Origin of the sequence: Neisseria sp. RH3002v2g, from assembly GCF_014596425.2 — a bacterium.
Classification (GTDB): Bacteria; Pseudomonadota; Gammaproteobacteria; order Burkholderiales; family Neisseriaceae; genus Neisseria.
In genome coordinates, this window is record NZ_CP110721.1 from 1,533,447 (window position 1) to 1,559,869 (window position 26,423).

At 46.9% G+C, this 26,423-nt stretch carries 18 protein-coding genes and 1 pseudogene; 18 read left to right on the forward strand and 1 reads right to left on the reverse strand.

All coding sequences use genetic code 11. The features are described 5' to 3' along the window. Nucleotides 1-48 precede the first annotated feature (48 nt). Nucleotides 49-3,411, reverse strand: coding sequence for a PilC family type IV pilus tip adhesin (gene pilC / locus BBP27_RS07230; RefSeq protein ID WP_223168951.1), 3,363 nt, complete (start codon nucleotides 3,409-3,411; stop codon nucleotides 49-51). Between the two features lie 500 nt (nucleotides 3,412-3,911). On the opposite strand from pilC, the gene carA reads away from it, so the two are divergent. From carA to lspA, 18 genes and pseudogenes are all read left to right on the forward strand, one after another. Next, a complete protein-coding gene (gene carA / locus BBP27_RS07235) occupies nucleotides 3,912-5,042 on the forward strand; it encodes a glutamine-hydrolyzing carbamoyl-phosphate synthase small subunit (RefSeq protein WP_188212057.1) in 1,131 nt (376 codons plus the stop codon). Nucleotides 5,043-5,140: 98 nt separating this feature from the next. Then, complete coding sequence (locus tag BBP27_RS07240) at nucleotides 5,141-5,398, forward strand: SemiSWEET family transporter (protein WP_049331825.1); 258 nt, start codon at nucleotides 5,141-5,143, stop codon at nucleotides 5,396-5,398. 232 nt (nucleotides 5,399-5,630) lie between these two features. Then, nucleotides 5,631-6,623, forward strand: coding sequence for a PDDEXK family nuclease (locus BBP27_RS07245; protein WP_188212058.1), 993 nt, complete (start codon nucleotides 5,631-5,633; stop codon nucleotides 6,621-6,623). 38 nt (nucleotides 6,624-6,661) lie between these two features. After that, entirely contained in the window at nucleotides 6,662-9,877 is a 3,216-nt protein-coding gene (gene carB, locus BBP27_RS07250; RefSeq protein ID WP_188212059.1) for a carbamoyl-phosphate synthase large subunit, read from the forward strand. 199 nt (nucleotides 9,878-10,076) lie between these two features. Next, nucleotides 10,077-11,618 (forward strand): type I restriction-modification system subunit M, encoded by a 1,542-nt coding sequence (locus BBP27_RS07255; protein WP_188212060.1) that lies wholly within the window; start codon nucleotides 10,077-10,079, stop codon nucleotides 11,616-11,618. Between the two features lie 114 nt (nucleotides 11,619-11,732). Further along, nucleotides 11,733-12,107 (forward strand): annotated as a pseudogene (locus BBP27_RS07260) (BRO family protein); the annotation flags it as partial. Between the two features lie 147 nt (nucleotides 12,108-12,254). Beyond that, nucleotides 12,255-13,535: a restriction endonuclease subunit S gene (locus tag BBP27_RS07265; protein ID WP_188212061.1), complete on the forward strand. Its 1,281-nt coding sequence runs from the start codon at nucleotides 12,255-12,257 to the stop codon at nucleotides 13,533-13,535. Nucleotides 13,536-13,577: 42 nt separating this feature from the next. Next, nucleotides 13,578-14,717, forward strand: a complete 1,140-nt coding sequence (locus BBP27_RS07270; RefSeq protein WP_188212062.1) for an AAA family ATPase — start codon at nucleotides 13,578-13,580, stop codon at nucleotides 14,715-14,717. Then, entirely contained in the window at nucleotides 14,714-17,812 is a 3,099-nt protein-coding gene (locus BBP27_RS07275; RefSeq protein ID WP_188212063.1) for a type I restriction endonuclease subunit R, read from the forward strand. Before BBP27_RS07270 ends, BBP27_RS07275 begins: the two co-directional genes overlap by 4 nt. Nucleotides 17,813-17,864: 52 nt before the next feature. Beyond that, nucleotides 17,865-18,623 (forward strand): nucleotidyltransferase domain-containing protein, encoded by a 759-nt coding sequence (locus BBP27_RS07280; RefSeq protein ID WP_188212064.1) that lies wholly within the window; start codon nucleotides 17,865-17,867, stop codon nucleotides 18,621-18,623. A 14-nt stretch (nucleotides 18,624-18,637) separates the two neighbouring features. Continuing rightward, nucleotides 18,638-19,699: a DNA polymerase beta superfamily protein gene (locus BBP27_RS07285; protein WP_188212065.1), complete on the forward strand. Its 1,062-nt coding sequence runs from the start codon at nucleotides 18,638-18,640 to the stop codon at nucleotides 19,697-19,699. Between the two features lie 393 nt (nucleotides 19,700-20,092). Further along, nucleotides 20,093-21,772 (forward strand): type IV-A pilus assembly ATPase PilB, encoded by a 1,680-nt coding sequence (gene pilB, locus BBP27_RS07290; RefSeq protein ID WP_188212066.1) that lies wholly within the window; start codon nucleotides 20,093-20,095, stop codon nucleotides 21,770-21,772. A gap of 79 nt (nucleotides 21,773-21,851) precedes the next feature. Beyond that, a complete protein-coding gene (locus BBP27_RS07295) occupies nucleotides 21,852-23,093 on the forward strand; it encodes a type II secretion system F family protein (protein WP_070615539.1) in 1,242 nt (413 codons plus the stop codon). Nucleotide 23,094: 1 nt separating this feature from the next. Then, nucleotides 23,095-23,982, forward strand: a complete 888-nt coding sequence (locus BBP27_RS07300) for a prepilin peptidase (protein WP_223168952.1) — start codon at nucleotides 23,095-23,097, stop codon at nucleotides 23,980-23,982. Then, nucleotides 23,982-24,602 (forward strand): dephospho-CoA kinase, encoded by a 621-nt coding sequence (coaE, locus tag BBP27_RS07305; protein WP_188212067.1) that lies wholly within the window; start codon nucleotides 23,982-23,984, stop codon nucleotides 24,600-24,602. Before BBP27_RS07300 ends, coaE begins: the two co-directional genes overlap by 1 nt. Further along, nucleotides 24,599-24,781: a DNA gyrase inhibitor YacG gene (gene yacG / locus BBP27_RS07310; RefSeq protein ID WP_003682475.1), complete on the forward strand. Its 183-nt coding sequence runs from the start codon at nucleotides 24,599-24,601 to the stop codon at nucleotides 24,779-24,781. Before coaE ends, yacG begins: the two co-directional genes overlap by 4 nt. Nucleotides 24,782-24,864: 83 nt before the next feature. Further along, complete coding sequence (gene glyQ / locus BBP27_RS07315; protein WP_003685919.1) at nucleotides 24,865-25,764, forward strand: glycine--tRNA ligase subunit alpha; 900 nt, start codon at nucleotides 24,865-24,867, stop codon at nucleotides 25,762-25,764. Nucleotides 25,765-25,912: 148 nt separating this feature from the next. After that, the gene (lspA, locus tag BBP27_RS07320; protein WP_188212068.1) at nucleotides 25,913-26,419 is read left to right on the forward strand and encodes a signal peptidase II; all 507 of its coding nucleotides are present in this window, start codon (nucleotides 25,913-25,915) and stop codon (nucleotides 26,417-26,419) included. The last annotated feature ends 4 nt before the right edge of the window (nucleotides 26,420-26,423 follow it).

Consider the following 26,423-nt stretch of genomic DNA (forward strand, 5'->3'; position numbering starts at 1 on the left):
AAGGCCGTCTGAACAATGCAGACGGCCTCGATACTCAAGCCTTACCGATTAAAAGAACAATTCACGCCAGCTGATGCGTTTAAGTCCGCATTTCCGGCCTTCTACTTTCAGACTGTGCATCTTATCAGAGTTGGTCAACAGACTGCGCTCGGCTTGGGTTGCAAAACATTTATTGTTTGGCACACTCGGCGTAGCGTTCAACTCTTTATCCGTACCCGTGCCGCCGCTATCGCCATCAGCGGTTACCGGAGAATCATCGGCCTTAGAGCCGTTCAGATAAGTAAAGTTGACCACGCCGTCAAACACCATACCGCTGGCGTAATAAACTTGACCGTTGTTTTCACGTCTGATGAATTGGCGGTTTTTATCGGAAATACGCGCATCACGCAAACCCAAACGGCCGCCGTTTTCGGCATTGACGCCCAGAATAATCGTTTTTGCAGTCGTTTGTGTGGACGTACTGTCCGGCAAACAAACATCGGCACTGGAAGAATTTGTATGTATGACTTCCTGCTTGTATTTGCGAATAGTTACCACTGCCGTACGCAAAATCATCGTCGGTTTGACAGTTACCCGCTCACCCGAACCCAACGCCAGCTTCCAACCTTTTTGATCTTCGCTGACCTTATTGTTGGTAACAGAAATATATTCGCCGTCCGCTTGGACAGTTTGACCGGTCAGCTCATCGCTTTTAGCCAAGACAGCTTCTTTGGAAGTATCGTCATAGATGCCGTAAACCGCATTGTTCTGTGTCGCTACATCCAGCTCGCTATGGTAAATCTCGCTACCTGTACCAAAAATAACAACATACTTATCTTTGCTGCGACGCGATACCGCAGGCGCAGACGTAATCGGTTGATTACCCGAACCTTGGAAGATCATCTGTGCAGACCATTTGGAAGGCGTTTCGCCACTCAAGTCAAAGCGGAACATATTGCCGTAACGGTCGCCGGCATAGGCAATATCGACAATGCCGTCAAAATCGGTATCTACCAAAGTAGGGGTAGAGAGGCCGCCTTTGCCATTCGGCGCAGGAATTTTAGCCAAGAGCTTACCGGCACTAGAAACATTTTTACCGGTATCTTGCTTACCAGCTTCTTTACCCGTCATATCATAGACATATAAAGCTGTTTCATTATCGGCACTGTTCAAATCTTCAGTACGATAGCCGCTGGCCAAGAAGCCTGCATAACGCACATCAGATTCCAGATTAACCGGGGTAGCATTACGTTTAATGGAAACACGGCCGATTTGTGTCGAACCAATGGTATAGCCCAGCTTATTGCCAGAGCCTTTTTCTGTTTCAAACAAAGGCACAGTCTTATTCCAACTACTACGATCGCTGTCAGCTACCGCACCAATATTCAACGCATATGCACCGCGTCCACCCTGACCCATTGCACCAAACATAAAGGTTTGTTTATCAGGTGTTTGGCGGAGAACAAAACCACCATTGACCATATAGCGATGCGGCGTGCTGGAGCCGTAACCATCGCGAGCGACATCCTTCAGAACCTTGCCCAAAGTTGTTGCTTGACCTTGATCGTCCTCACGCTCCATGCCTGCCGGAATATAGCTGAGTTTCAAGTCATAAGGATTGTCAGACGTATCATTACGAAAAATATGTACCATGCCGTCATTGGCAGCGGCGACCAAAAACTCTTGACTGCCTTTATCTTTATTCTTATCCCCAATAGCCGCAACCGAACCGTCTAAAATATCGCCCAAATTACGTTCATCTTTATTTGGATCATTAGGGTCAGTCGGACGGACACGATAAGACTGGCTATAACCTTTTGCTCCTGCATTTGCTTTAATGTCTTCATCACTCTCTGCTCGGCCAGTCCATTTCAGCAATGCATTTTTCCATTCCAACTTATCTTTCGCACTGCCGTCTGAAATGCCAAAATCGGCGTTTGAAGCCTCATTATCTGCAACTCTATCGATGAAATAGGTCTTGCTGCCGTCATTAACCAAAGTGAGGCGGTTATTAAATGATGGCTGGTCAAACTCTGTCGTATTGATAGGCGTGCCATCACGGTTCAATTTATAAAACCGCAATTGACTGCTCCAAGAGCCGGTATTCAAATGAACCGTTGCCGCCATATTGGGAATACCTGTACTGGTCGTTGCAGGCGCAGTTGAAGATGTCCCTTCAAATTTTGTTATTTTGCTGTCATTTTCAATATTATCGACGATGGTTTTAAAGGCTTCAAGCAAATCTTCTTTTTTCGCAGCATTAAAATACCAGTCTGGACGGCTTGCACCCTTTTTCAGATACTCTCGCCCAACTTCAGAGATTCCTTCACCAAAGCCCACAGTAAAAGTCTGTACCAATTGCTTGCTGTAATCTACGCCTTTGGGATCGCTTGGATCACCATCCCAGCTCTTATCTGCAGCATCTTTGCCATCTTTTTCTGTTTTGATGTCTTTTTCTGCCAAAGTTTGACTAAAGAATCGCATACCGCGTTTTTCATCCTTATAGTTTCTATCCCAATAAGGAACAATGATTTCGCCAATACCTTCAACTTCACGTTTACCATTCTTATAATTAGGCAAAAAAACCCAATTGCCAGATGCATCTTTTCTATACCTTGTATTTTGACATTGGAATTTTTTTTCCGCTTCCGGAATCTCTTGGGTCGGATCATAAATCGGCAAATCAAAATGGCCAAATTTTTCGCCCTGCTTATGATTATTCTCATAAGCTTTTGCCTCAGACGGACCGAAATATTGGTATGCAGACGTACCCGCACTACGTTCAATATTGCGGTAATAGTTTGAATAGTAATCATCCCTATCATAGTTGAAGTTAGTATTGCGAGATAAGCGAGGATCCTCACCATAACTCTGATTGCTACAACTCATATTGGCATCACCGTCCGACATCACAATCACATAAGACTTCTGACAACGGTATTTGATTTTGGGCATCACAACGTTTTTGACTACTTCATAATAACGGCGCGTGATTGGCGTAGCATGACCAGGGTCGATACCATCTACCCTCTTTTGAACGTCCTGCCAATCATCGGTAAAGCCCTCCTTATCTGGAATATCAGTACCACCATTATTATGCAGGGTTTGCAAACCCCACTGGAATTGTTGTTTTTTGCCATACTCCTGCAATACTGACTTTAGAGCCTCCTTAGTAATCGTTATTCTTTTATCAGCCCATACAGATGTTTCCTTACCTTGCACATTCCATTGCATACTGCCCGAGTCATCAATCAAAAACATAATATTGTGTTTGACTTTGGGTTGGCCGTTGACGGCGGTTTCGTTTTGCAGGTAAAACGGAATTTTGGCAAATTGCTGCGTATTTGCCTGAACGGAAAAGCTGATAAGCGCTAAAGCGGAAGCGACGCTTGCATGAATGAGGCGATGGCGGCCTGATGGAGCGTTTTGCATAATGTGTTCTTTTTTCATCGGATAATCTCAGCTAAAAATGACATTGTTTTTATTTTTTATAAGGCTACGATTTTAGCATAAACAGCCTGTTCCATGTTTGATTCAGCTGAATTTCCCTACGCCTGCATTTCAAACACAACAAAAATGAAACAATCTGCCTGATCAGTTTTCAGACGGCCAGACTGGATATTTAGTTCAACCTTACTCATCAGGCATTCCAAAAGCAAGGGATTGTCCCGTAAATGTAAAACGTTTTTAAATTATCGACTCCTTGCTCTATGCTTGAAATTCCTATCATTTTGACTTAAAATACACTGCTTCTACGGCATAGACCGCTATGTCTGAAAAAGCACGTTACACAGCAAAATCAAAGCTGCGGAGCGTGTTTTTTTTTAGCCGAGATTTCCGAAGGCTGTCTTTTTTGTAAACAATTTTATTTTTCAGACGGCCCGACCCATTTTTTTTCGAACCGACCATCATCAGGCAAACAGGATTCCATCATGACCACTCCGGCTCTTCTCGTTCTCGCTGACGGCAGCGTATTTCACGGCACATCAATCGGTTACGAAGGTTCGACTTCCGGCGAAGTCGTGTTCAACACTTCCATGACCGGCTATCAAGAAATCCTGACCGACCCTTCCTACTGCAAACAAATCGTTACCCTCACCTACCCCCACATCGGCAATACCGGCACCAACGCCGAAGACGAAGAAAGCCGCAGCGTTTATGCCGCAGGCTTGATTATCCGCGACCTGCCGCTCTTGCACAGCAACTTCCGCGCCTCCGAAAGCCTGCATGACTATTTGGTACGCAACAAAACCGTCGCCATCGCCGACATCGACACCCGCCGCCTGACCACCCTGTTGCGTGAAAAAGGCTCGCAAGGCGGTGCAATCTTGACCGGTGCAGATGCCACCGTTGAAAAAGCACAAGAACTGATTGCCGCATTCGGCAGCATGGTCGGCAAAGACTTGGCAAAAGAAGTTTCCTGCACAGAAACTTACGAATGGACCGAAGGCGAATGGGAATTGGGTAAAGGTTTCGTTACCCCTGCCGAACAGCCTTACCACGTCGTCGCCTACGATTTCGGCGTGAAAACCAACATCCTGCGCATGCTCGCCTCTCGCGGCTGCCGCCTGACCGTCGTTCCCGCCCAAACCAGCGCGGAAGAAGTGTTGGCACTCAACCCCGACGGCGTCTTCCTGTCCAACGGCCCCGGCGATCCCGAGCCTTGCGACTACGCCATCAAAGCCGTACAAAAATTAATGGAAAGCGGCAAACCGATTTTCGGCATTTGCTTGGGACACCAGCTGATCAGCCTCGCCATCGGCGCAAAAACCCTGAAAATGCGCTTCAGCCATCATGGCGCCAACCATCCGGTACAAGACTTGGACAGCGGCAAAGTCGTCATCACCAGCCAAAACCACGGCTTCGCCGTCGATGCCGACACCCTGCCCGCCAATGCACGCATTACCCACAAATCCTTGTTCGACAACACTTTGCAAGGCATCGAACTGACCGACAAACCTGTATTCTGCTTCCAAGGCCACCCCGAAGCCAGCCCCGGTCCGCAGGATGTCGGCTATCTGTTTGACAAATTCATTGACAATATGAAAGCGGCGAAGCAATAAAGCTGATTTTTTCAGACGGCCACACTCAACTCAACAACAGGCCGTCTGAAAATCAAGCAGTTCAAAACCCTGTAACTCAAGTCAGAAAGGAAACTCCCATGACTGAAAAACAAATGCGCATCCTCTCCGTAGTCGCCACCCTGACCGCCGTCGGCATGTACGTTTCCTATATCCCGCAAATCCAAAACAACCTGGCAGGCAACCCCGGCTCGCCGCTGCAACCCCTCGTCGCCGCCATCAACTGCACATTATGGGTTGCCTACGGCTTTTTAAAAGAAAAACGCGACTATCCCGTTATGCTGGCAAACGCCCCGGGCATCATTTTGGGCTTGATTACATTTGTCACTAGTTTTTAATGCCAATAAGAGTATGGTTGGGTATTTATGCCTAACCTGCTTCGATATGAAATGCTCAACAATATTTTCAGACGGCCTTTGAAACCAAATATTTGAAAAATAAATACTTCAATACTGATAATAGAGCAATGCTTGGCCATACGCCTAAAACAAGCCAAGAAAGTAACAATCGAAAAATAAAAGGCATCTACTGTTATAGAAGTCATAAAAATAGGGAAACGAAAATAGCGATATGAGCATCTTCCAAATTAATAAAATTGATCAAACTGCTACTGTACCGAATTTAACAGCATTCAAAGACAATCACACAAAAGAGCGGGATGTACAGAATATTATTAAATCCAATCCTAAAATTTTAGGCGAAGATTTACTTATTATCAGCGAAGAACTGTCTCCATGTGAAGATTCTAAAAAAAGGTTAGATTTATTAGCACTGGATAAATCTGGGAAACTGGTTGTAATAGAACTAAAGCGGAATGACGATGGTTTTCACATGGACTTACAAGCCATCCGCTATGCCTCAATGATTAGGCTATTCAGTATCCAAGATGTTATAAGGCATTACCAAGATTACGCACATGGAAATGCCCAGGAAGATTTTACCGATTTCTTAGACCAAGAAATCGACAAATTAGATTTTGATAACATTAGAATTATTCTGGTTAATCAAGATTTCTCTAGAGAATTAACCAATTCTGTATTATGGTTAAATGAGCAGGGCTTAGATATCAAATGTATCAAGATTACTCAGTATGAAATAAACAACGATCTGATTTGGGATGTAGATACTATTATTCCCGTCAAAGAGACCGAAGAATACCAGCTAAAAATCAAAGAAAAGAAAAATTCAGACCAAGAAATAAAACGTGAAATTAACAGCAGAGATTATACAAAATACACATTTAACGACAAATCTGACCTAACAAAAGGCCGTTTGGTTTTGGAAGTTGTTAGAAAATATTGCAAAGACAACCCAGAAGCCGACTTTGCCAAATTGAGTCAAATTTTCCCTAAAAAATTACAAGGCTCAAATGGTGTATTAAATATATTTGGTGAGCTTAAGGATTATCAAAAAGAAGGTAGATTTTATATTAAGGATAAAGAAATCATCCAATTAAAAAATGGTGAGCAAATAGCAGTTTGTTCACAATGGAGAAAAGATAGTATTGAAAAGTTTATTGACCATGTTAAGCAAACTCTTGGTTATGAAATAGTTGCTCAATAATGAAATTTAAAAACCTGAATATCGTGTGAGAAAGTAAAATGCCCAAACGTACCGACCTAAAATCCATCCTTATCATCGGCGCCGGCCCTATCGTTATCGGTCAGGCCTGCGAATTTGACTATTCGGGCGCACAGGCCTGCAAAGCCTTGCGTGAAGAAGGCTATAAAGTCATTCTGGTGAATTCCAACCCCGCCACGATCATGACCGACCCTGAAATGGCTGATGTTACCTACATCGAGCCTATTATGTGGCAGACGGTGGAGAAGATTATCGCCAAGGAGCGGCCCGATGCGATTCTGCCTACCATGGGCGGTCAGACCGCGCTGAACTGTGCGCTTGATTTGGCGCGCAACGGTGTGCTGGCGAAATACAATGTCGAGCTGATCGGTGCGACCGAAGACGCAATTGACAAGGCAGAAGACCGCGGCCGCTTTAAAGAAGCGATGGAAAAAATCGGTTTGTCTTGCCCGAAATCTTTTGTCTGCCACACCATGAACGAGGCTTTGGCAGCGCAAGAACAGGTTGGCTTCCCGACGCTGATTCGTCCGTCTTTCACCATGGGCGGTTCGGGCGGCGGCATTGCCTACAATAAAGACGAGTTTTTAGCGATTTGCGAACGCGGTTTTGATGCATCGCCTACGCATGAATTGCTGATTGAGCAATCCGTTCTCGGCTGGAAAGAGTATGAGATGGAAGTTGTACGCGATAAAAACGACAACTGCATCATTATTTGCTCGATTGAAAACTTCGACCCGATGGGTGTGCATACGGGCGACTCGATTACGGTTGCGCCGGCTCAAACGCTGACGGACAAAGAATACCAAATCATGCGTAATGCTTCATTGGCAGTGTTGCGCGAAATCGGCGTGGATACCGGCGGCTCAAACGTTCAGTTTGCGGTGAACCCTGAAAACGGCGAGATGATTGTGATTGAGATGAACCCGCGCGTGAGCCGTTCTTCCGCGTTGGCATCTAAAGCAACCGGCTTCCCAATTGCCAAAGTAGCGGCCAAACTGGCTGTCGGCTTTACGCTGGACGAGTTGCGCAATGACATTACCGGCGGCCGCACGCCCGCGTCGTTCGAACCTTCCATCGACTATGTCGTGACCAAAATCCCGCGTTTCGCGTTTGAAAAATTCCCCGCCGCAGACGACCGCCTGACCACGCAGATGAAATCGGTGGGCGAAGTGATGGCGATGGGGCGTACCATTCAGGAAAGCTTCCAAAAAGCCTTGCGCGGTTTGGAAACCGGCTTGTGCGGTTTCAACCCTCGCAGCGAAGACAAAGCGGAAATCCGCCGCGAACTGGCCAACCCCGGCCCTGAGCGCATGCTGTTTGTAGCCGATGCGTTCCGCGCGGGCTTCACGCTGGAAGAAATCCACGAAATCTGCGCCATCGACCCTTGGTTCTTGGCGCAAATCGAAGACTTGGTAAAAGAAGAAAAATCGGTTTCAGACGGCCAGTTGCAAGACTTGGATTATGCCGCTTTGCGCCGTCTGAAACGCAAAGGCTTCTCTGACAAACGTTTGGCACAATTGTTGAACGTAAGCGAAAAAGAAGTCCGCGAACACCGCTACGCGCTGAACCTGCATCCGGTTTACAAACGCGTCGACACCTGTGCCGCCGAGTTCGCCACCGAAACCGCCTACCTCTACTCCACTTACGAAGAAGAATGCGAATCCCGTCCTTCCGACCGTAAAAAAGTGATGATTCTCGGCGGCGGCCCGAACCGTATCGGCCAAGGTATCGAATTTGACTACTGCTGCGTTCATGCCGCACTCGCCCTGCGCGAATCCGGTTTTGAAACCATCATGGTCAACTGCAACCCCGAAACCGTATCCACCGACTTCGACACCAGCGACCGTCTGTACTTCGAGCCGCTGACCTTGGAAGACGTATTGGAAATCGTCCGCACCGAAAACCCATGGGGTGTGATAGTGCATTACGGCGGCCAAACCCCGCTCAAACTCGCCAACGCATTGGTTGAAAACGGCGTAAACATCATTGGTACATCCGCCGACAGCATCGACGCCGCCGAAGACCGCGAACGCTTCCAAAAAGTGTTGAACGACTTAGGCCTACGTCAACCGCCTAACCGCATCGCCCACAACGAAGAAGAAGCCCTCGTTAAAGCCGAAGAAATCGGTTATCCGTTGGTTGTCCGTCCTTCTTACGTACTCGGTGGCCGAGCCATGCAGATTGTTCACTCTGCCGAAGAGTTGCAAAAATACATGCGCGAAGCCGTACAAGTTTCCGAAGACAGCCCCGTATTGCTTGACTTCTTCTTGAACAACGCCATCGAAGTGGACGTAGACTGCGTTTCAGACGGCCAAGACGTCGTGATCGGCGGCATCATGCAGCACGTCGAACAAGCAGGTATCCACTCCGGCGACTCCGGCTGTTCATTGCCCCCATACTCTTTGAGCGAAGAGATTCAAGACGAAATCCGCCGCCAAACCAAAGCCATGGCATACGCACTGGGCGTGGTCGGCTTGATGAACGTACAGTTTGCCGTACAAGACGGCGTGGTCTTCGTACTGGAAGTGAACCCACGCGCCAGCCGTACCGTACCGTTCGTATCCAAAGCCACCGGCGTACCGCTCGCCAAAGTCGGCGCACGCGTAATGGCAGGCATCTCGCTGAAAGAGCAAGGCGTAGAAAAAGAAGTCATCCCGGACTTCTACGCCGTTAAAGAAGCCGTGTTCCCGTTCATCAAATTCCCGGGTGTGGACACCATTCTCGGCCCAGAAATGCGCTCTACCGGCGAAGTCATGGGCGTAGGCGCAAGCTTCGGCGAAGCCTACTTCAAAGCCCAACTCGGCGCAGGCGAACGCTTGAGCACAACCGGCAAAATCTTCCTTGCCGTACGCGACGAAGACAAACCGCTCATCGTCAAAACCGCACAAAACTTCCAAGCACTCGGCTACGGTGTCTGCGCCACACGCGGTACCGCCGAATACTTGAAAGAACACGGCATCATCGTGCAAGCGGTCAATAAAGTGCAGGAAGGCCGCCCACACATCGTGGACGCCATTAAAAACGGCGAAATCGCCCTAGTGGTCAACACCGTCGGCAGCACAGTACAATCTGTGACCGACAGCCACAGCATCCGCCGCACCTCCCTCACCCAACGCGTACCGCAATACACCACCATCGCCGGCGGCGAAGCCATGAGCGAAGGCGCAAAAAGCCGCGAACACTTGGGTGTGTACAGCGTACAGGAATTGCATGGCCGATTAAAAGCAATGAAGTAAGGGAAATTTGGACTGTTTTAATTCAGCCCAAAAGATGCAATTCAGATCCACAGATTGGATTTATGACTGAATCCATGATTACTGAAATTCATCTTGATAGTTACCCATATATTTATTACATATGAGGCCGTCTGAAAGGCTGGTTTCCAACTTTTCAGACGGCCAAACTTATCCTTTCACAACAATAAGGAAACGTCTAATGTCCGCCACACAACAACGCGCCCAACTCCACCGCCAAATTTGGAAAATCGCCGATGAAGTACGCGGCGCGGTGGATGGCTGGGACTTTAAACAATACGTTCTTGGTACGCTTTTCTACCGATTTATCAGCGAAAACTTCACCGACTATATGCAGGCAGGCGACAGCAGTATTGATTATGCCGCTATGTCCGACAGCATCATCACGCCCGAAATCAAAGACGATGCCGTCAAAGTCAAAGGCTATTTCATCTACCCCAGCCAGCTTTTTTGCAATATTGCCGCCAAAGCCCATCAAAACGAAGAGCTCAACACTAAGCTGAAAGAAATCTTTACCGCGATTGAAAGCTCCGCCTCCGGCTATCCGTCCGAACAAGCCATCAAAGGCCTGTTTGACGACTTCGACACCACCAGCAGCCGGCTCGGCAGCACCGTTGCCGACAAGAACAAACGCCTTGCCGCCGTCCTCAAAGGCGTGGCGGAACTCGATTTCGGCAGTTTTGAAGACCACCACATCGACCTTTTTGGCGATGCCTACGAATACCTGATTTCCAACTACGCTGCCAACGCAGGCAAATCCGGCGGCGAATTTTTCACCCCGCAAAGCGTCTCCAAACTGATTGCGCGGCTGGCGGTGCACGGGCAGGAGAAAGTCAACAAAATTTACGACCCCGCTTGCGGCTCGGGCAGCCTGCTCTTGCAGGCGAAAAAACAGTTTGACGAACACATTATTGAAGAAGGCTTCTTCGGGCAGGAAATCAACCACACCACCTACAACCTCGCCCGCATGAACATGTTCCTGCACAACGTCAATTACAACCAATTCCACATCGAATTGGGCGACACGCTGACTAACCCCAAGCTCAAAGACAGCAAACCCTTTGATGCCATCGTCTCCAATCCGCCTTATTCCATCAACTGGATAGGCAGCGACGACCCCACCTTAATCAACGACGACCGCTTTGCCCCCGCAGGCGTACTCGCCCCGAAATCCAAAGCCGATTTTGCCTTCATCCTTCACGCGCTGAACTACCTTTCTAGCAGAGGCCGCGCCGCCATTGTCTCATTCCCCGGCATTTTCTATCGCGGCGGCGCAGAGCAGAAAATCCGCCAATATCTGGTGGAGGGCAACTACGTGGAAACCGTGATTGCCCTTGCGCCCAATCTCTTTTACGGCACCGGCATCGCCGTCAATATCTTGGTTTTGTCCAAACATAAAGACAATACCGACATCCAATTTATCGATGCAAGCAGCTTCTTTAAAAAAGAAACCAACAACAACGTCTTAACCGAAGAACACATTGCCGAAATCGTCAAACTCTTCGCCGACAAAGCCGATGTGCCGCATATCGCCCAAAACGCTGCCCAGCAAACCGTCAAAAACAAACACTACGACCTCGCTGTCAGCCACTATGTTGAACCCGAAGACAGCCGCGAGGTCATCGACATCAAAAAACTCAACGCCGAAATCAGCGAAACCGTCGCCAAAATCGAACGGCTGCGGCGCGAAATTGACGAAGTAATTGCAGAGATTGAAGCCTAGGCAGTTGTTGCATATTTTGCAACAACTGAACGGGAAGAGGCCGTCTGAAAATACGGGTAGCAACCTGTAAGCAATCCTTACAAGTTCAAATCAAGAAATTTTCAGGGAAAATACATGACAACAGAAAACAACGCTTTTGAAAACACCAAACACATCGACGAAACAGGCAATGAATATTGGTCGGCGCGCACCTTGCAGCAAATATTGGAATATTCCGAATGGTGCAATTTCCAACGGGCCATTGACAAAGCCATAACCGTTTGCGAAACATCAGGAAATGACAAAAATCATCATTTTGTTGAAACCAACAAAATGATAGCCCTTGGAAAAGGCAGGCAGCGCGAAGTGCCGGATTACCGCCCTTCCCGCTATGCCTGCTACCTGATTGTGCAAAACGGCGATTCGTCCAAAAACGTCATTGCTGCAGGGCAAACCTACTTTGCCGTGCAAACCCGCCGCCAAGAACTGCAAGACGAAGCCGCATTCAGACTACCGGAAAAAGCAGCTTGAAAGGGGGCTTCAGCCCACCAAAACAACGGCAAAACAACGGTAGGCGGAGCGGTGAGCTGAAGCCACCCTACGACGGACACAACCGCCCCACATCCCGCCGCAGCGAGAAGGAAACGGAAAACAACCATGGATATACAAAGCAAAGCGAAAAAATTGATTGAGATGATTCAGACGGCACCAGTGGAGTGGAAGCCGTTGGGGGAGATAGCCGAAGTGTCTGCTGGCAATTCGGCACCACAAAATAGTGCCTTTTTTGAAAATGGTATTTACCCATTTTGTAGGACATCTGATGTTGGAAGGGTTCATCACTCTATCAATTTTTATCAGATACAAGATAAGTTAAACGATATAGGAATAAAAGGATTAAGACTTTTTAAAAAAGAAACTATCTTATTACCAAAAAGTGGAGCTTCAACCTTATTAAATCATCGCGTGATGCTTACTATAGATAGTTATGTTTCATCACACTTAGCAACAATTTATAGAAATGAGAAAATTGTTTTAGCAAAATATTTATTTTATTTCTTATCGCAATTTGACGTTAATGAACTGATTCCAGATAAGTCGTATCCTTCATTAAAAGTTACTGAAATAGCAAAAATCAAAATTCCCATCCCACCCCTAGAAATCCAACAAAAAATTGTAAAAATACTTGACAAATTCACCGAGCTAGAAGCTACGCTAGAAGCTACGCTAGAAGCAGAATTAGCCCTGCGCAAACGCCAATACCAGTATTACCGCGACTTCCTTTTAGATTTTAACAATCGAATCGGGGGGGGGATAGCTGATAACTATAAAGGACGTCTGAAAGATGTGGTTTGGAAGACGTTGGGGGAGGTGGCATTAGATTTTGGGCGGGGGAAATCTAAACACAGACCTAGAAATGATGTTCGACTATATGGAGGGAGTATTCCATTTATTCAAACAGGGGACATAAAAAATGCAGGTCATATTATTGAATCGTATACTCAGACATATAATGATTTTGGTTTAAAGCAAAGCAAGCTTTGGAAAAAGGGAACGCTTTGCATAACTATCGCTGCAAATATTGCAGAGACTGCCGTTCTTGGTTTTGATGCATGTTTTCCTGATAGCGTGATTGGCTTTGTTGCAAATCCTAAAGAAACAACATCTGATTATGTTGAATATTTGTTATCTTCATTGAAAATGAAGTTACAAGAAAAAGGGATGGGTAGTGCACAAGAAAATATTAATCTTGCTACTTTTAGTAATATGCGTTTTCCATTCCCCTCACTCCCCGAACAGGAAAAAATCGTCGCCATCCTCGACAAATTCGACACCCTGACCCACTCCATCAGCGAAGGCCTGCCACACGAAATCGCCCTGCGCCGCAAACAATACGAATATTACCGCGAACAACTGCTTGCCTTCCCTAAGGCAGCCTGAAATTGGGATTATGTCGTCTGAAGATATTAATAAGGAAATATAATGGGAAAAAGTTTAACTGAGATTGCTGAACAATTAAAAGAAAGCAATAAAAAAGTTCAGCTTATCTACGCCTTTAACGGAACAGGGAAAACGCGCTTATCCGGAGAGTTTAAGAATTTAATTGCTCCAACCAGTTCAGAGGAGGCAGACGGAGAGCCAACAAGGAGAAAATTTCTCTACTATAATGCATTTACTGAAGATTTATTCTTTTGGGACAATGATTTGTTAGCGAACGAAGCTCCAAGATTAAAAATTCAAAAGAATAGTTTTACCGACTGGTTGCTTAGGGATAATGGACTGGATGGAGCTGTTATTAAAAACTTTCAATATTATACAGATGATAAGTTGACTCCTGATTTTAATGATGATTTTTCAGAAATTGCATTTTATTTTGCTCGTGGTAATGATGAGCAGATTGAAAATATCAAAATTTCCAAAGGTGAAGAAAGTAATTTTATTTGGAGCATTTTCTATGTATTAATCAGACAAGTCATCGCTGAATTGAATATTCCAGAAGATAGCGAAGAAGGACGTTCCACAGATCAGTTTGACGATTTGGAATATATTTTTATTGATGACCCTGTCAGCTCTTTGGATGAAAATCATCTGATTCAGCAAGCGGTTGATTTGGCTGATTTGATAAAAAGTAGCGAATCAAAGTTAAAGTTTATTATTACCACACATAATGTTTTATTTTACAACGTTCTATACAATGAACTAAAGTTGAAAAATAAAAATGGAAGTTATCTTTTGTTAAAAAATGAAGATGGTAGTTTTGATATTCTTGAAAAACGTGGGGATTCCAATAAAAGTTTTTCATATCACCTTCACTTAAAAGGAGTTATTGAAAAAGCTATACAAAATCAACAAGTAGAGAGATTTCATTTTATTTTACTAAGAAACCTGTATGAGAAAACAGCTAATTTTTTAGGTTATGAAGAATGGTCTAATCTTCTGCCTGAAGATGGTAGACAAAACTATTTTCAACGTATTATTAACTTCACAAGTCATTCTACATTATCAAATGAGGAATTTATTGAACCAACACGGCAAGAACAAGAAACTATCAAATTACTTCTGAAACACTTGCTGGATAACTATAATTTTTTTCAAAGTAATGAACAAAGAGATAATCCATGAGCCTCGAAACCAAACCCATCGCCGAAACGCCGAATTTCATCGTGCTTGACCAATATGAAAAAATCGAACAGTCGGGCAGCTACCAATCGGAAAACCAGTTGGAAGCGGAATTAATCGCCGATTTGCAGAATCAGGGTTACGAATACCGCAAGGACTTGAACAGCCAAAGCAGGCTGTTGGAAAACCTGCGCGCCCAGTTGCAGCGGCTGAACGATGTGGCGTTTTCAGACGACGAATGGGCGCGTTTTTTAACGGAATATCTGGACAGGCCGTCTGAAAACATTACCGACAAAACCCGCAAAATCCACGATGACCATATTTACGATTTCGCTTTCGATGACGGCCGTCTGAAAAATATTTATCTGCTGGACAAGAAAACCCTTGCCCGCAACCATGTGCAGGTTATCAACCAGTTTGAGCAGACGGGCACGCATGCAAACCGCTATGACGTTACCGTGTTGGTAAACGGCCTACCGCTGGTGCAGATTGAATTGAAAAAGCGCGGCGTGGCGGTGCGGGAAGCATTCAATCAGGTGCACCGTTACAGCAAAGAGAGCTTCAACAGCGAAAATTCGCTGTTCAAATTCCTGCAAATTTTCGTGATTTCCAACGGCACGGACACGCGCTATTTCGCCAACACCACTAAGCGCGACAAAAACAGCTTTGATTTCACGATGAATTGGGCGCGGTCGGACAATTATCCGATTAAAGATTTGAAAGACTTTACCGCCACGTTCCTGCAGAAAAGCGTATTGCTGAGCGTTTTGCTGCATTACAGCGTGTTTGATGCGAATGATACGCTGCTGATTATGCGGCCGTATCAGATTGCCGCCGCCGAACGCATTTTGTGGAAAATCAACAGCTCTGCGCAGGCGAAGAATTGGAGCAAACCGGAAAGCGGCGGCTATGTCTGGCACACCACGGGCAGCGGCAAAACGCTGACCAGCTTTAAGGCGGCGCGTCTGGCGACGGAATCGAAGTTTATCGACAAGGTTTTCTTCGTTGTAGACAGGAAGGATTTGGACTATCAAACGATGAAGGAATACCAACGTTTTTCACCCGACAGCGTGAACGGTTCGGAAAGCACGGCGGGCTTAAAACGCAATTTGGAAAAAGACGACAACAAAATCATCGTTACCACCATCCAAAAACTGAACAATCTGATGAAGAGTGAAGATAATCTGCCGGTTTATCACCAGCAGGTTGTATTTATTTTCGATGAATGCCACCGCTCGCAATTCGGCGAAGCACAAAAAAACCTGAAAAAGAAATTTAAAAAATTCTGCCAGTTCGGCTTTACCGGTACGCCGATTTTTCCTGAAAACGCTTTGGGCGCAGAAACCACGGCGGGCGTGTTCGGGCGGGAGCTGCATTCTTATGTGATTACCGATGCCATCCGCGATGAAAAAGTATTGAAATTCAAAGTGGATTACAACGATGTGCGCCCGCAGTTCAAAGCCGTGGAAGCGGAACAGGACGAGAAGAAACTGAGTGCCGCCGAAAACCGCCAAGCCCTGCTGCACCCCGAACGCATCCGCGAAATCACGCAATATATCCTGAACCAGTTCAGGCAGAAAACGCACCGGCTGAACGCAGGCGGCAAAGGCTTTAACGCCATGTTTGCCGTCAGCAGCGTAGATGCGGCGAAGTGCTATTACGAAGCGTTCAAAACACAACAGGCAGGCAGCCTGAACCCGCTGAAAGTGGCCACCATTTTTTCCTTTGCGGCCAACGAAGAGCAAAACGCCGTCGGTGAAATTGTTGACGAGACCTTTGAACCGGAAGCGATGGACAGCAGTGCGAAAGAATTTTTGCAGGCTGCCATCAACGATTACAACGCCTGTTTTAAAACCAATTTCGGCACGGACAGCAAAGCCTTTCAGAACTACTACCGCGATTTGGCAAAACGGGTGAAAAATCAGGAAGTGGACTTGCTGATTGTGGTCGGCATGTTTTTGACGGGTTTTGATGCGCCGACGCTGAACACGCTGTTTGTCGATAAAAACCTGCGCTATCACGGCCTGATGCAGGCGTTTTCTCGCACCAACCGCATTTATGATGCCACCAAAACCTTCGGCAACATTGTCTGCTTCCGCAATTTGGAGCAGGCAACCATTGATGCGATTACCCTGTTTGGCGACAAAAACACCAAAAATGTGGTGCTGGAAAAAAGCTACGAAGAATACATGAACGGCTATACCGACAGCCAGACCGGCGAAGCGCGGCGCGGCTATTTGGATGTGGCAAAAGAATTGCGCGAAAACTTCCCCGATCCCGATAGAATCGAAAAGGAAAAAGACAAAAAAGCCTTCGTAAAACTCTTCGGCGAATACCTGCGGGCGGAAAACGTATTGCAGAACTACGATGAATTTGCCGCATTGCGCGAGTTGCAGAATGTGGATGCGGCGGACGAAGATGCTATGAAGGCGTTTCAGGAAAAATACTACCTGAGCGATGAAGACGTGCAGGAAATGCGGCAAGTGCCGATGCCGTCTGAAAGGGCAGTGCAGGATTACCGCTCTGTCTACAACGACATCCGTGACTGGCTGCGCCGCCAAAAAGCAGGCGAACAGAAAGAGCAATCAAAAATCGACTGGGACGATGTGGTTTTTGAGGTAGATTTGCTCAAATCGCAGGAAATCAATCTAGATTACATCTTGCAACTGGTTTTCGAGCATCACAAAAAAATCAAAGGCAAAGCGGAGCTGGTGGAAGAAATCCGCCGCATCATCCGCGCCAGTATCGACCACCGTGCCAAGGAGAGCCTGATTGTAGATTTTATCAATGATACGGATTTGGACAAAGTGCCCGACGTTCCCACCATACTGGAAACCTTTTACGCATACGCGCAAGAAGTGATGAAGAGCGAAGCAGCAGAGTTGATTGCCGCCGAAGGCCTGAACGAAACTGCCGCCAAACGCTATTTAACCAGCTCACTCAAACGCGGCTATGCCAGTGAAAATGGAACGGAACTAACCGAAGCCCTGCCGAAAATGAGCCCGCTCAACCCACAGTATTTAACGAAGAAACAAAGTGTCTTCCAAAAAATTTCTGTGTTTGTAGAGAAATTTAAAGGCGTAGGGAAAAATATTTAAAATGTCGTCTGGAAACTTTAGGTTTTCAGACGGCTTTTTTTCAGGAAACATCATGAAACAAACCATTCAAGAAAAACTGACTCAAATTTCACTTGCAGAACCACTGCATTTTCTGTTGGCGGCGGAGAGTGGAAGCCGCGCATGGGGCTTTGCTTCACCCGACAGCGATTATGATGTTCGTGCCATTTATATCCGTCCGCAAGAACATTATCTGCAAATTGATGAAGCAAAAGATACGTTTGAATTTATTGAAAACCAATGGTTTGACGTAGGTGGCTGGGATATCCGCAAGGCTTTGCGCCTGTTGAGAAAAAGCAATGCCGTATTGCTGGAATGGTTGCGTTCGCCGATTGTTTATACACAAGATAAGGCATTCATAGGCCGTCTGAACGAACTTGTGCCCCAATACGTCCAAGCCGCCGCGTTGTTGCACCATTATCGCGGTATCGCCGGCAATACTTTGAAAGCCATGGATTTGGCGCAGCCGATTAAATTGAAGAAATGGTTTTACGTCTTACGCCCTTTATTGGCGGCACGCTGGGCAGTGAAACAAGGCGGTATTCCGCCAATGACTTTGGTTGAGTTGATGAATGAGTGGCAGACAGATTGTGCTACCCAAATTACTGATCTGGTTGCATTAAAAGCAGGACAGGACGAAAGTTATCTGCACACATTATCGCCAGAGCTGCAAAAGCTGACTATTGATCTATATAACGAAGTTTCTGCCTTGTCTGCCCCTACTGCCGAACCTGCCGATAGCGGACCTTTGAACGAATTGTTCCGCTCCACCTTGGCAACCATTTATCCGTAAAAGGCCGTCTGAATATGCTGACCCCCGAAGACTTGCACACGCAAAATCTGATTCTGCTTGAAGCCGTGTCCGGCAGCCGCGCCTACGGTTTGGCAACGCCTGAGTCCGATACCGACATCAAAGGCGTGTTTTACCTGCCCAAATCCATGTTTTACGGCATGGAATACATCCCACAAATCAGCAATGAAACCAACGATATTGTGTATTACGAACTGGGACGGTTTATCGAATTGCTGCTGCAAAGCAATCCGAACACACTAGAGCTGCTGGTCTCCCCTTCCGACTGTGTGCGATACCGTTCGCCATTGATGGATGCATTCAAAACCGAATGGTTTATCTCCAAAACCTGTCAGCAAAGTTTTGCAGGCTATGCCTACAGACAAATCAAAAAAGCACGGGGATTGAATAAAAAAATCAGCAATCCGATGCCGTCTGAAAAGAAAAGCATCCTTGATTTCTGCTACATCATAGAAGGCAGGCAAACCGTACCGTTGCAGTACTGGCTTACACAACGCGGAATGGAGCAAAGGCGTGTAGGCTTAATCAAAATAGCCCACGCCCGAGAACTTTATGCGCTGTTTTACGATGCCGACGGCACGCTTGGCTACCACGGTATTGCACCCAAACCTGAAGCCACAACACTTTCACTCAGCCCCATTCCAGAAGGAGAAACACCGCTTGCCCATCTATCCTTCAACCAAGACGGATACAGCAGCTACTGCCGCGAATATTCCTCTTATCAACAATGGCTGGCAGAACGCAACGAAACACGCTATCAAGGCACGCAGGCACACGGTCAAGGTTACGATGCAAAAAATATGATGCACACCTTCCGCCTGCTTGAAACTGCGCGCGATATTGCCCTTCATGGCGAAATCCGTCCACGCCGTCCCAATCGTGACGAATTGCTGGCCATCAAGCGCGGTTCTTTTCCTTACAATGAACTGTTGGCGCGTGCAGAAACATTGATTAACGAAGTGGAAAATTTGTTCGCCCAGTCCGATCTACCGGAAACTGTAAATAGCAGTTTGGCAATCAATGCCCTTATTGAAATCCGAACCAAGATTTACGGATAAGAAAATCAAAAACAGAGGCCGTCTGAAATTATGTGTTTCCTCTTTTCAGACGGCCTTTTCATATTTCAAATTCCAACCGTCTATCCATCAAAACAACCTTTTCTGCCGTCTTCTAACAAGGGATAGCAACATGAAATATAATTTCGTTATTGATTGGATTCATATGACAAAATTGTTGTTTTTTCATCATCATCCCAAAATATTAAGTTTAACGCCTATTCTCCTTGCTTTATAATGGCCGTCTGAAATAAAAATACAATTAAAGCAGAAGCATGTCTTTGCAACTTAAGCAGATTTGCATAATTAACCATATGCTTTAATCATAATAATGATAAAATAATACGGCTTTCCTCTAAATTAAAGGGAAAACTGCACAAGAAACGGAAAATATAAATGAGTGTCGGATTATTGCGTGTTTTGGTTCAAAGCCAAACCATCTCAAATCAACAAGCGGAACATTACAACAGCCTTTTACAATCGGGCAAAGAAATCCTGCCCGACTTGTTTTCAGACGGCATCATCACCCCTAAAGCCTTGGGCGAATTGGTTGCGCGCGTATTCAGCTATCCCCTTTTGGATTTGCACTACTATCCGCGCAATAATGTAGTCGGCGACATTCTGACGGAAGAGCAAATGGTGCAAAACCGTTGCGTTCCGATTTTCAAACGCGGACGCAAGGTTTATTTCGCCGTATCCGATCCGACTCAAATCCAAAACTTCCAAAAAATCGCTTTTTCTTCAGGTTTAAGCGTTGATTTGGTGGTAGTTCCCGATGACCAACTCAGCTCCTTGCTGGAATGGTTGGGTCAGCGTTCGACCACCATTCTGAAAGAAATCAACGAAGAACATGAAGCAACGCAGCAATCTCAGTCGCTTTATATCGATAATGAAGAGGCTGAAGACGGCCCTATCCCCCGCTTCATCCACAAAACCTTATCCGACGCCCTAAACGCAGGCGCATCGGACATCCACTTTGAATTCTACGAGCAAATGGCGCGCGTCCGTTTCCGCGTGGACGGACAGTTGCGTGAAGTCGTACAGCCGCCTGTCGCCGTGCGCGGCCAGTTGGCATCGCGCATCAAAGTGATGGCGCGTTTGGATATTTCTGAAAAACGTATTCCGCAAGACGGCAGAATTCAAATTGCCTTCCACAAACACGGCCGTCCTATTGACTTCCGTGTCAGCACTTTGCCGACGCTGTTTGGCGAAAAAGTGGTGATGCGTATCCTAAATTCCGATGGTACATCGCTCAATATCGACCAGCTCGGTTTAGAGCCTTTCCAAAAAGAAATGCTGCTTGAGGCCATCAACCGCCCTTACGGCATGGTGTTGGTTACCGGCCCGACAGGCTCGGGTAAAACCGTTTCGCTCTATACCTGCCTAAGTATTTTGAACACGGAAGATGTCAACATTTCAACAGCAGAGGATCCGGCCGAGATTAACCTGCCGGGCGTCAACCAAGTCAACGTCAATGAAAAACAAGGCCTGACGTTTGCCACCGCACTCCGATCCTTCTTGCGTCAAGATCCTGATATTATTATGGTCGGTGAGATCCGCGACTTGGAAACCGCCGACATCGCCATTAAAGCCGCCCAAACAGGCCACATGGTTTTCTCTACCCTGCATACCAATAATGCACCGGCCACGCTGTCCCGCCTTTTGAACATGGGTGTCGCGCCTTTCAACATCGCCAGCTCGGTCAGCCTGATTATGGCGCAAAGGCTGTTGCGCAGACTGTGTCCAAACTGCAAACGCGAAGTGGAGCGCCCGCCGGTTCCGGCATTGAAAAAAGCCGGCTTTACCGATGCGGACTTGGCTCAAGATTGGAAACTCTACCGCCCGGTTGGTTGCGACAGCTGCCGTGGCAAAGGCTTTAAAGGCCGCGTCGGTATTTATGAAGTCATGCCGGTCAGCGATGAAATGCAAAAAGTCATTATGAACAACGGTACAGAAGTTGATATCATGAACATGGCCTATCAGGAAGGCATGGTAGACCTGCGTCGCGCCGGCCTCATGAAAGTCATGCAAGGCCTGACTTCGTTGGAAGAAGTAACTGCTCATACCAATGACTAAACTGCCATATTTTCGAAAATTACAATAAAGCGTCACGGGGAAACAGTCCGCTTTATTTCTTACTAACAAGGGATAACTCATGGCTCAAGCAGAGCAAAAAAGAAGTCTGTTCGGTTCAAGAAGCAAAGGTAAGCGTTTTACATTTGAAGGAAAAAACATCGAGACCGAACGTCTTGTCCGCGGCGAAGTAGTTGCCAAAGATGAAGAAGAGGCGCGCAAAAAACTCCAGCGCAGAGGCATTCGTCCTTTGCGCATCAGCAAAGTCAAAACCGCACGCAAACGCCGTATTACCCAAGAAGACATCACAGTGTTTACGCGCCAACTGGCAACAATGATGAAGGCAGGCTTGCCGCTGATGCAGGCTTTTGAAATCGTTGCGCGCGGCCACTCCAATCCGAGCATGACCGAAATGCTGATGCAGGTTCGCTCCGATGTCGAACAAGGTAGTGCATTGGGCAAATCGTTCTCCAAATATCCAAAATATTTCGACCGTTTCTATTGCAACCTGGTCAGCGCAGGCGAATCCGGCGGCGTACTGGAAAGCTTATTGGACAAACTGGCTGTTTATAAAGAAAAAACCCAAGCCATTAAGAAAAAGGTTAAAACCGCGCTGACCTACCCGATTGCCATTATCGTGGTGGCCATCGCGCTTATCTTCATCATGATGATGTTTGTACTGCCTGCCTTTAAAGAAGTTTATGCCAATATGGGTGCAGAGCTGCCAGACCTTACCCAACTCGTCATGAACTTGTCTGATTTATTCGTCGATTACGGCTGGATTATGATCATCCTTTTGATTGCTTCCGCCTTCGGCCTGTACAAACTCCATGAGAAATCGCCCACCTTCCAAAAGCGAATCGATGCTTTGATTTTGAGGTTGCCTATCTTCGGTACCATCGTCCGTAAAGCGACCATTGCCCGTTGGGCGCGTACGACTTCTACCCTCTTCGCGGCCGGCGTTCCTTTGGTGGAAGTATTAGATTCAGTTGCAGGCGCATCCGGCAATATTCTCTATGAAGAAGCCACTCAAGACATCCGCGCCAAGGTAACCCAAGGTCTGTCGCTGACATCCAGTATGCAAAGTACTGATATGTTCCCCAACATGGTGATTCAAATGGCGGCCATCGGCGAAGAGTCAGGCTCTTTGGATGATATGCTGAACAAAGCAGCCGAATTCTACGAAGATGAAGTAGATAACTCCGTCTCCCGATTGTCTGCCTTGATGGAACCTATCATCATGGTGGTATTGGGTTCGCTCATCGGTATTTTGCTGATTGCCATGTATCTGCCGCTGTTTAACTTGGGTAATGTCGTAGGTTGATATGCTTGATAGTATTTACTCTGCCATCGACGCCCTCTCCGTTCTTGCACCATTCGCGATTCCTTTAGCCGTTATTTTGGGATTACTGATTGGCAGTTTTCTAAACGTTGTCATTTATCGCACGCCGATAATGATGGAACGCGAATGGACACAATTTTCTAAAGAGCATTTGGGCATCGAATTGGCAGACGAAGAAAAACAGCCATTTAATCTGCGTAAACCGGATTCACGCTGCCCAAAATGCAAAAGTCCGATCAGAATTTGGCAAAATATACCCATCCTCAGCTATGTTTTACTGGGCGGGAAATGCCACGCCTGCAAAACTCATATCAGCATACGCTATCCGTTGATTGAGCTGCTGACAGGTGTCTTATTCGGTATTGTCGCGTGGCAATACGGCTGGTCATGGGCGACTATTGGCGGATTCATTCTGACTGCCATATTGATTGCGCTGACCTTTATCGATGCTGATACGCAATATTTGCCCGACAGCCTGACTCAGCCCCTAATTTGGATCGGCCTGCTGTTTAATCTGAACGATACATTCGTACCCCTGCATTCAGCCGTTTGGGGTGCAATCGCAGGCTATATGAGCCTTTATACTTTATGCGCTGTCTATAAACTTCTGACCGGTAAAATCGGCATGGGCAATGGCGATTTCAAACTTTTGGCCGCACTCGGCGCATGGCTGGGCGTAGGGATATTGCCTGTTCTGATCTTCATGGCTGCCTTAGTCGGGCTGGTGGGCGCGCTCATCGCCCGTGTCGGTAAAGGTCAATATTTTGCTTTTGGTCCCAGCCTCGCTGTAGCAGGATGGATTATTTTGGTTGCCAATGCACCTATTACCCAACTGGTACAATGGTGGCTCATACAATCAGGATTCCGATAATGACATTATGGATAGGCTTGACCGGCGGTATCGGCAGCGGCAAATCATCTATCGCCCAAATGTTTGCCGAACTTGGCGTACCCATTATCGATGCCGATGCCATCAGCCGCTCACTGACCGCTGAAAACGGTGAAGCGCTTCCAGCCATCCGCCAGCTTTTCGGCGATGAGGTTTTTGACAGCAAAGGCCGTCTGAATCGTACGGCTTTACGGGAAGAGGTTTTCAGACGGCCTCAATCCAAAAAACAACTGGAAAACCTGCTTCTGCCATTAATCTTAAACAAAATCCAACAGCAGAAACAAAAACTTGCTTCCTCTGCCTACGGCATTGTCGATGTACCGCTTTTAATTGAGAATCCGGCATTTAAAGCGGAGACTGACCGCATTTTAGTTGTAGATGTTCCAGAGTCCGTCCAAATCGAACGCGTACACCAACGCAATGGTTTTTCAGAAGAGCAGACGCGCCAAATCATGGCTACCCAAGCTTCCCGATCTGACAGACTGCTTCATGCCGACGACGTATTGGACAATACTCATAGCTTGGAAGAAGCAAAAATCAAGGTTTTCCGCCTGCATCAATACTATCAATCCATTGCACAATCACTGAAAGAAACTGCATGACCGCTCCTGTTGTAAAATGTCCGACCTGCCACAAAGAAGTCGTTTGGAATACCGACAGCCCCTACCGCCCTTTCTGCAGCAAACGGTGTAAACTCATTGATTTAGGCGAATGGGCTCAAGAAAAATACACCGTTTCTTCAGAAGACGACCCTTTTTCAGACCTATTGGACGGCAAATAACCTACGCCGCTTCCTTCAGCCTATCCAAAACAGGCTCAAAACAGTAAAATACCCTCTTTATATTCCAATCTATTCCATCCACCATGCTCACCTTCCAACAAATTATTTTCAAATTACAAAACTACTGGGCAGACAAAGGCTGCACCGTTATCCAACCTTTCGATATGGAAGTCGGTGCCGGGACTTCCCATCCAGCCACCTGCCTGCGTGCATTAGGCCCGGAGCCTTGGTTTGCCGCTTACGTTCAACCCAGCCGCCGCCCCAAAGACGGCCGCTATGGCGACAACCCCAACCGCCTGCAACACTACTATCAATTCCAAGTTGCGCTCAAACCAGCTCCCGCCAATATTCAAGACCTATATCTCGATTCCCTGCGCGAATTGGGTATCGACCCTAAAGTACACGACATCCGCTTTGTCGAAGACGACTGGGAAAACCCTACTCTCGGCGCTTGGGGTTTGGGTTGGGAAGTTTGGCTCAACGGCATGGAAGTAACCCAATTCACCTACTTCCAACAAGTCGGCGGTATCGACTGCTCCCCTGTACTTGGCGAAATCACCTACGGCATCGAGCGTCTCGCCATGTATCTGCAAGGCGTGGAAAATGTGTACGACCTCGTTTGGGCAAAAACCCTTGATGGCAACATCGTCACTTACGGCGACGTTTATCATCAAAACGAAGTTGAACAATCTACCTACAACTTCGAATACAGCGATGCCGATTGGCTCTTGCGCCAATTCAACGACTACGAAGAACAAGCCAAACGCCTGCTTGCAGTTGAAGACACCAGTCTTGCCCTGCCTGCTTACGAGCTTGTACTCAAAGCCGGCCACACGTTCAACCTCTTGGATGCACGCGGCGCCATTTCCGTTACCGAACGCGCAACCTACATCGGCCGCATTCGTGCACTGAGCCGTATCGTTGCACAAAAATTCGTTGAAAGCCGCGAGAAACTGGGCTTCCCATTGCTTAAAAACCAATAAGCCCGCACATGCTTACCACGCCGCCCTTTGATACATTCAAGTGGCGGCGTTTCTATTTTCAGACGGCCTTAACGTCGTTGCCATCGCAAACACTTCCTGCCTGCTTTCAGGTAAAATAAGCCCTTTATTACATAAACCGTCTGAAAACATGAGTTCATCCTCTTCTGCAAAAACACCCTTTTTCTTACTTTCCCTCGTTGCCATCATTCTTGACCAACTGAGCAAATGGGAAATCTTGAAACACTTTACCGAAGGCGAACGCCTCAATATCATTCCAGGCTTTTTTGACCTGACGCTTGCCTATAATCCAGGCGCGGCATTCAGCTTTTTGGCCGACCAAGGCGGCTGGCAAAAATTCTTCTTTTTAGGTCTGGCCGTCGTAATCAGCCTGTATTTGGCCCGTGCCATCTGGCGCGATGAGTTTGGACGCTGGGGCAAACTGGGGGCAGCCATGATTATCGGCGGCGCAATTGGCAATGTGGTTGACCGTCTGATTCACGGCCACGTTGTCGATTTTCTGCTTTTCTATTGGCAAAACTGGTTCTATCCAGCATTTAACATTGCCGACAGCTTTATCTGCGTTGGCGCGGTTTGCTTGGTATTAGATGGTTTGCTGCACAAAAAAACATCTTCAAACGACACAAAGGCCGTCTGAAAAC

Excerpts from the sequence above, each read along its gene's own strand:
- pilC (WP_223168951.1), bottom strand. The coding sequence starts at position 3,411 with ATGCAAAACGCTCCATCAGGCCGCCATCGCCTCATTCATGCAAGCGTC.
- carA (WP_188212057.1), top strand. The coding sequence starts at position 3,912 with ATGACCACTCCGGCTCTTCTCGTTCTCGCTGACGGCAGCGTATTTCAC.
- BBP27_RS07240 (WP_049331825.1), top strand. The coding sequence starts at position 5,141 with ATGACTGAAAAACAAATGCGCATCCTCTCCGTAGTCGCCACCCTGACC.
- BBP27_RS07245 (WP_188212058.1), top strand. The coding sequence starts at position 5,631 with ATGAGCATCTTCCAAATTAATAAAATTGATCAAACTGCTACTGTACCG.
- carB (WP_188212059.1), top strand. The coding sequence starts at position 6,662 with ATGCCCAAACGTACCGACCTAAAATCCATCCTTATCATCGGCGCCGGC.
- BBP27_RS07255 (WP_188212060.1), top strand. The coding sequence starts at position 10,077 with ATGTCCGCCACACAACAACGCGCCCAACTCCACCGCCAAATTTGGAAA.
- BBP27_RS07265 (WP_188212061.1), top strand. The coding sequence starts at position 12,255 with ATGGATATACAAAGCAAAGCGAAAAAATTGATTGAGATGATTCAGACG.
- BBP27_RS07270 (WP_188212062.1), top strand. The coding sequence starts at position 13,578 with ATGGGAAAAAGTTTAACTGAGATTGCTGAACAATTAAAAGAAAGCAAT.
- BBP27_RS07275 (WP_188212063.1), top strand. The coding sequence starts at position 14,714 with ATGAGCCTCGAAACCAAACCCATCGCCGAAACGCCGAATTTCATCGTG.
- BBP27_RS07280 (WP_188212064.1), top strand. The coding sequence starts at position 17,865 with ATGAAACAAACCATTCAAGAAAAACTGACTCAAATTTCACTTGCAGAA.
- BBP27_RS07285 (WP_188212065.1), top strand. The coding sequence starts at position 18,638 with ATGCTGACCCCCGAAGACTTGCACACGCAAAATCTGATTCTGCTTGAA.
- pilB (WP_188212066.1), top strand. The coding sequence starts at position 20,093 with ATGAGTGTCGGATTATTGCGTGTTTTGGTTCAAAGCCAAACCATCTCA.
- BBP27_RS07295 (WP_070615539.1), top strand. The coding sequence starts at position 21,852 with ATGGCTCAAGCAGAGCAAAAAAGAAGTCTGTTCGGTTCAAGAAGCAAA.
- BBP27_RS07300 (WP_223168952.1), top strand. The coding sequence starts at position 23,095 with ATGCTTGATAGTATTTACTCTGCCATCGACGCCCTCTCCGTTCTTGCA.
- coaE (WP_188212067.1), top strand. The coding sequence starts at position 23,982 with ATGACATTATGGATAGGCTTGACCGGCGGTATCGGCAGCGGCAAATCA.
- yacG (WP_003682475.1), top strand. The coding sequence starts at position 24,599 with ATGACCGCTCCTGTTGTAAAATGTCCGACCTGCCACAAAGAAGTCGTT.
- glyQ (WP_003685919.1), top strand. The coding sequence starts at position 24,865 with ATGCTCACCTTCCAACAAATTATTTTCAAATTACAAAACTACTGGGCA.
- lspA (WP_188212068.1), top strand. The coding sequence starts at position 25,913 with ATGAGTTCATCCTCTTCTGCAAAAACACCCTTTTTCTTACTTTCCCTC.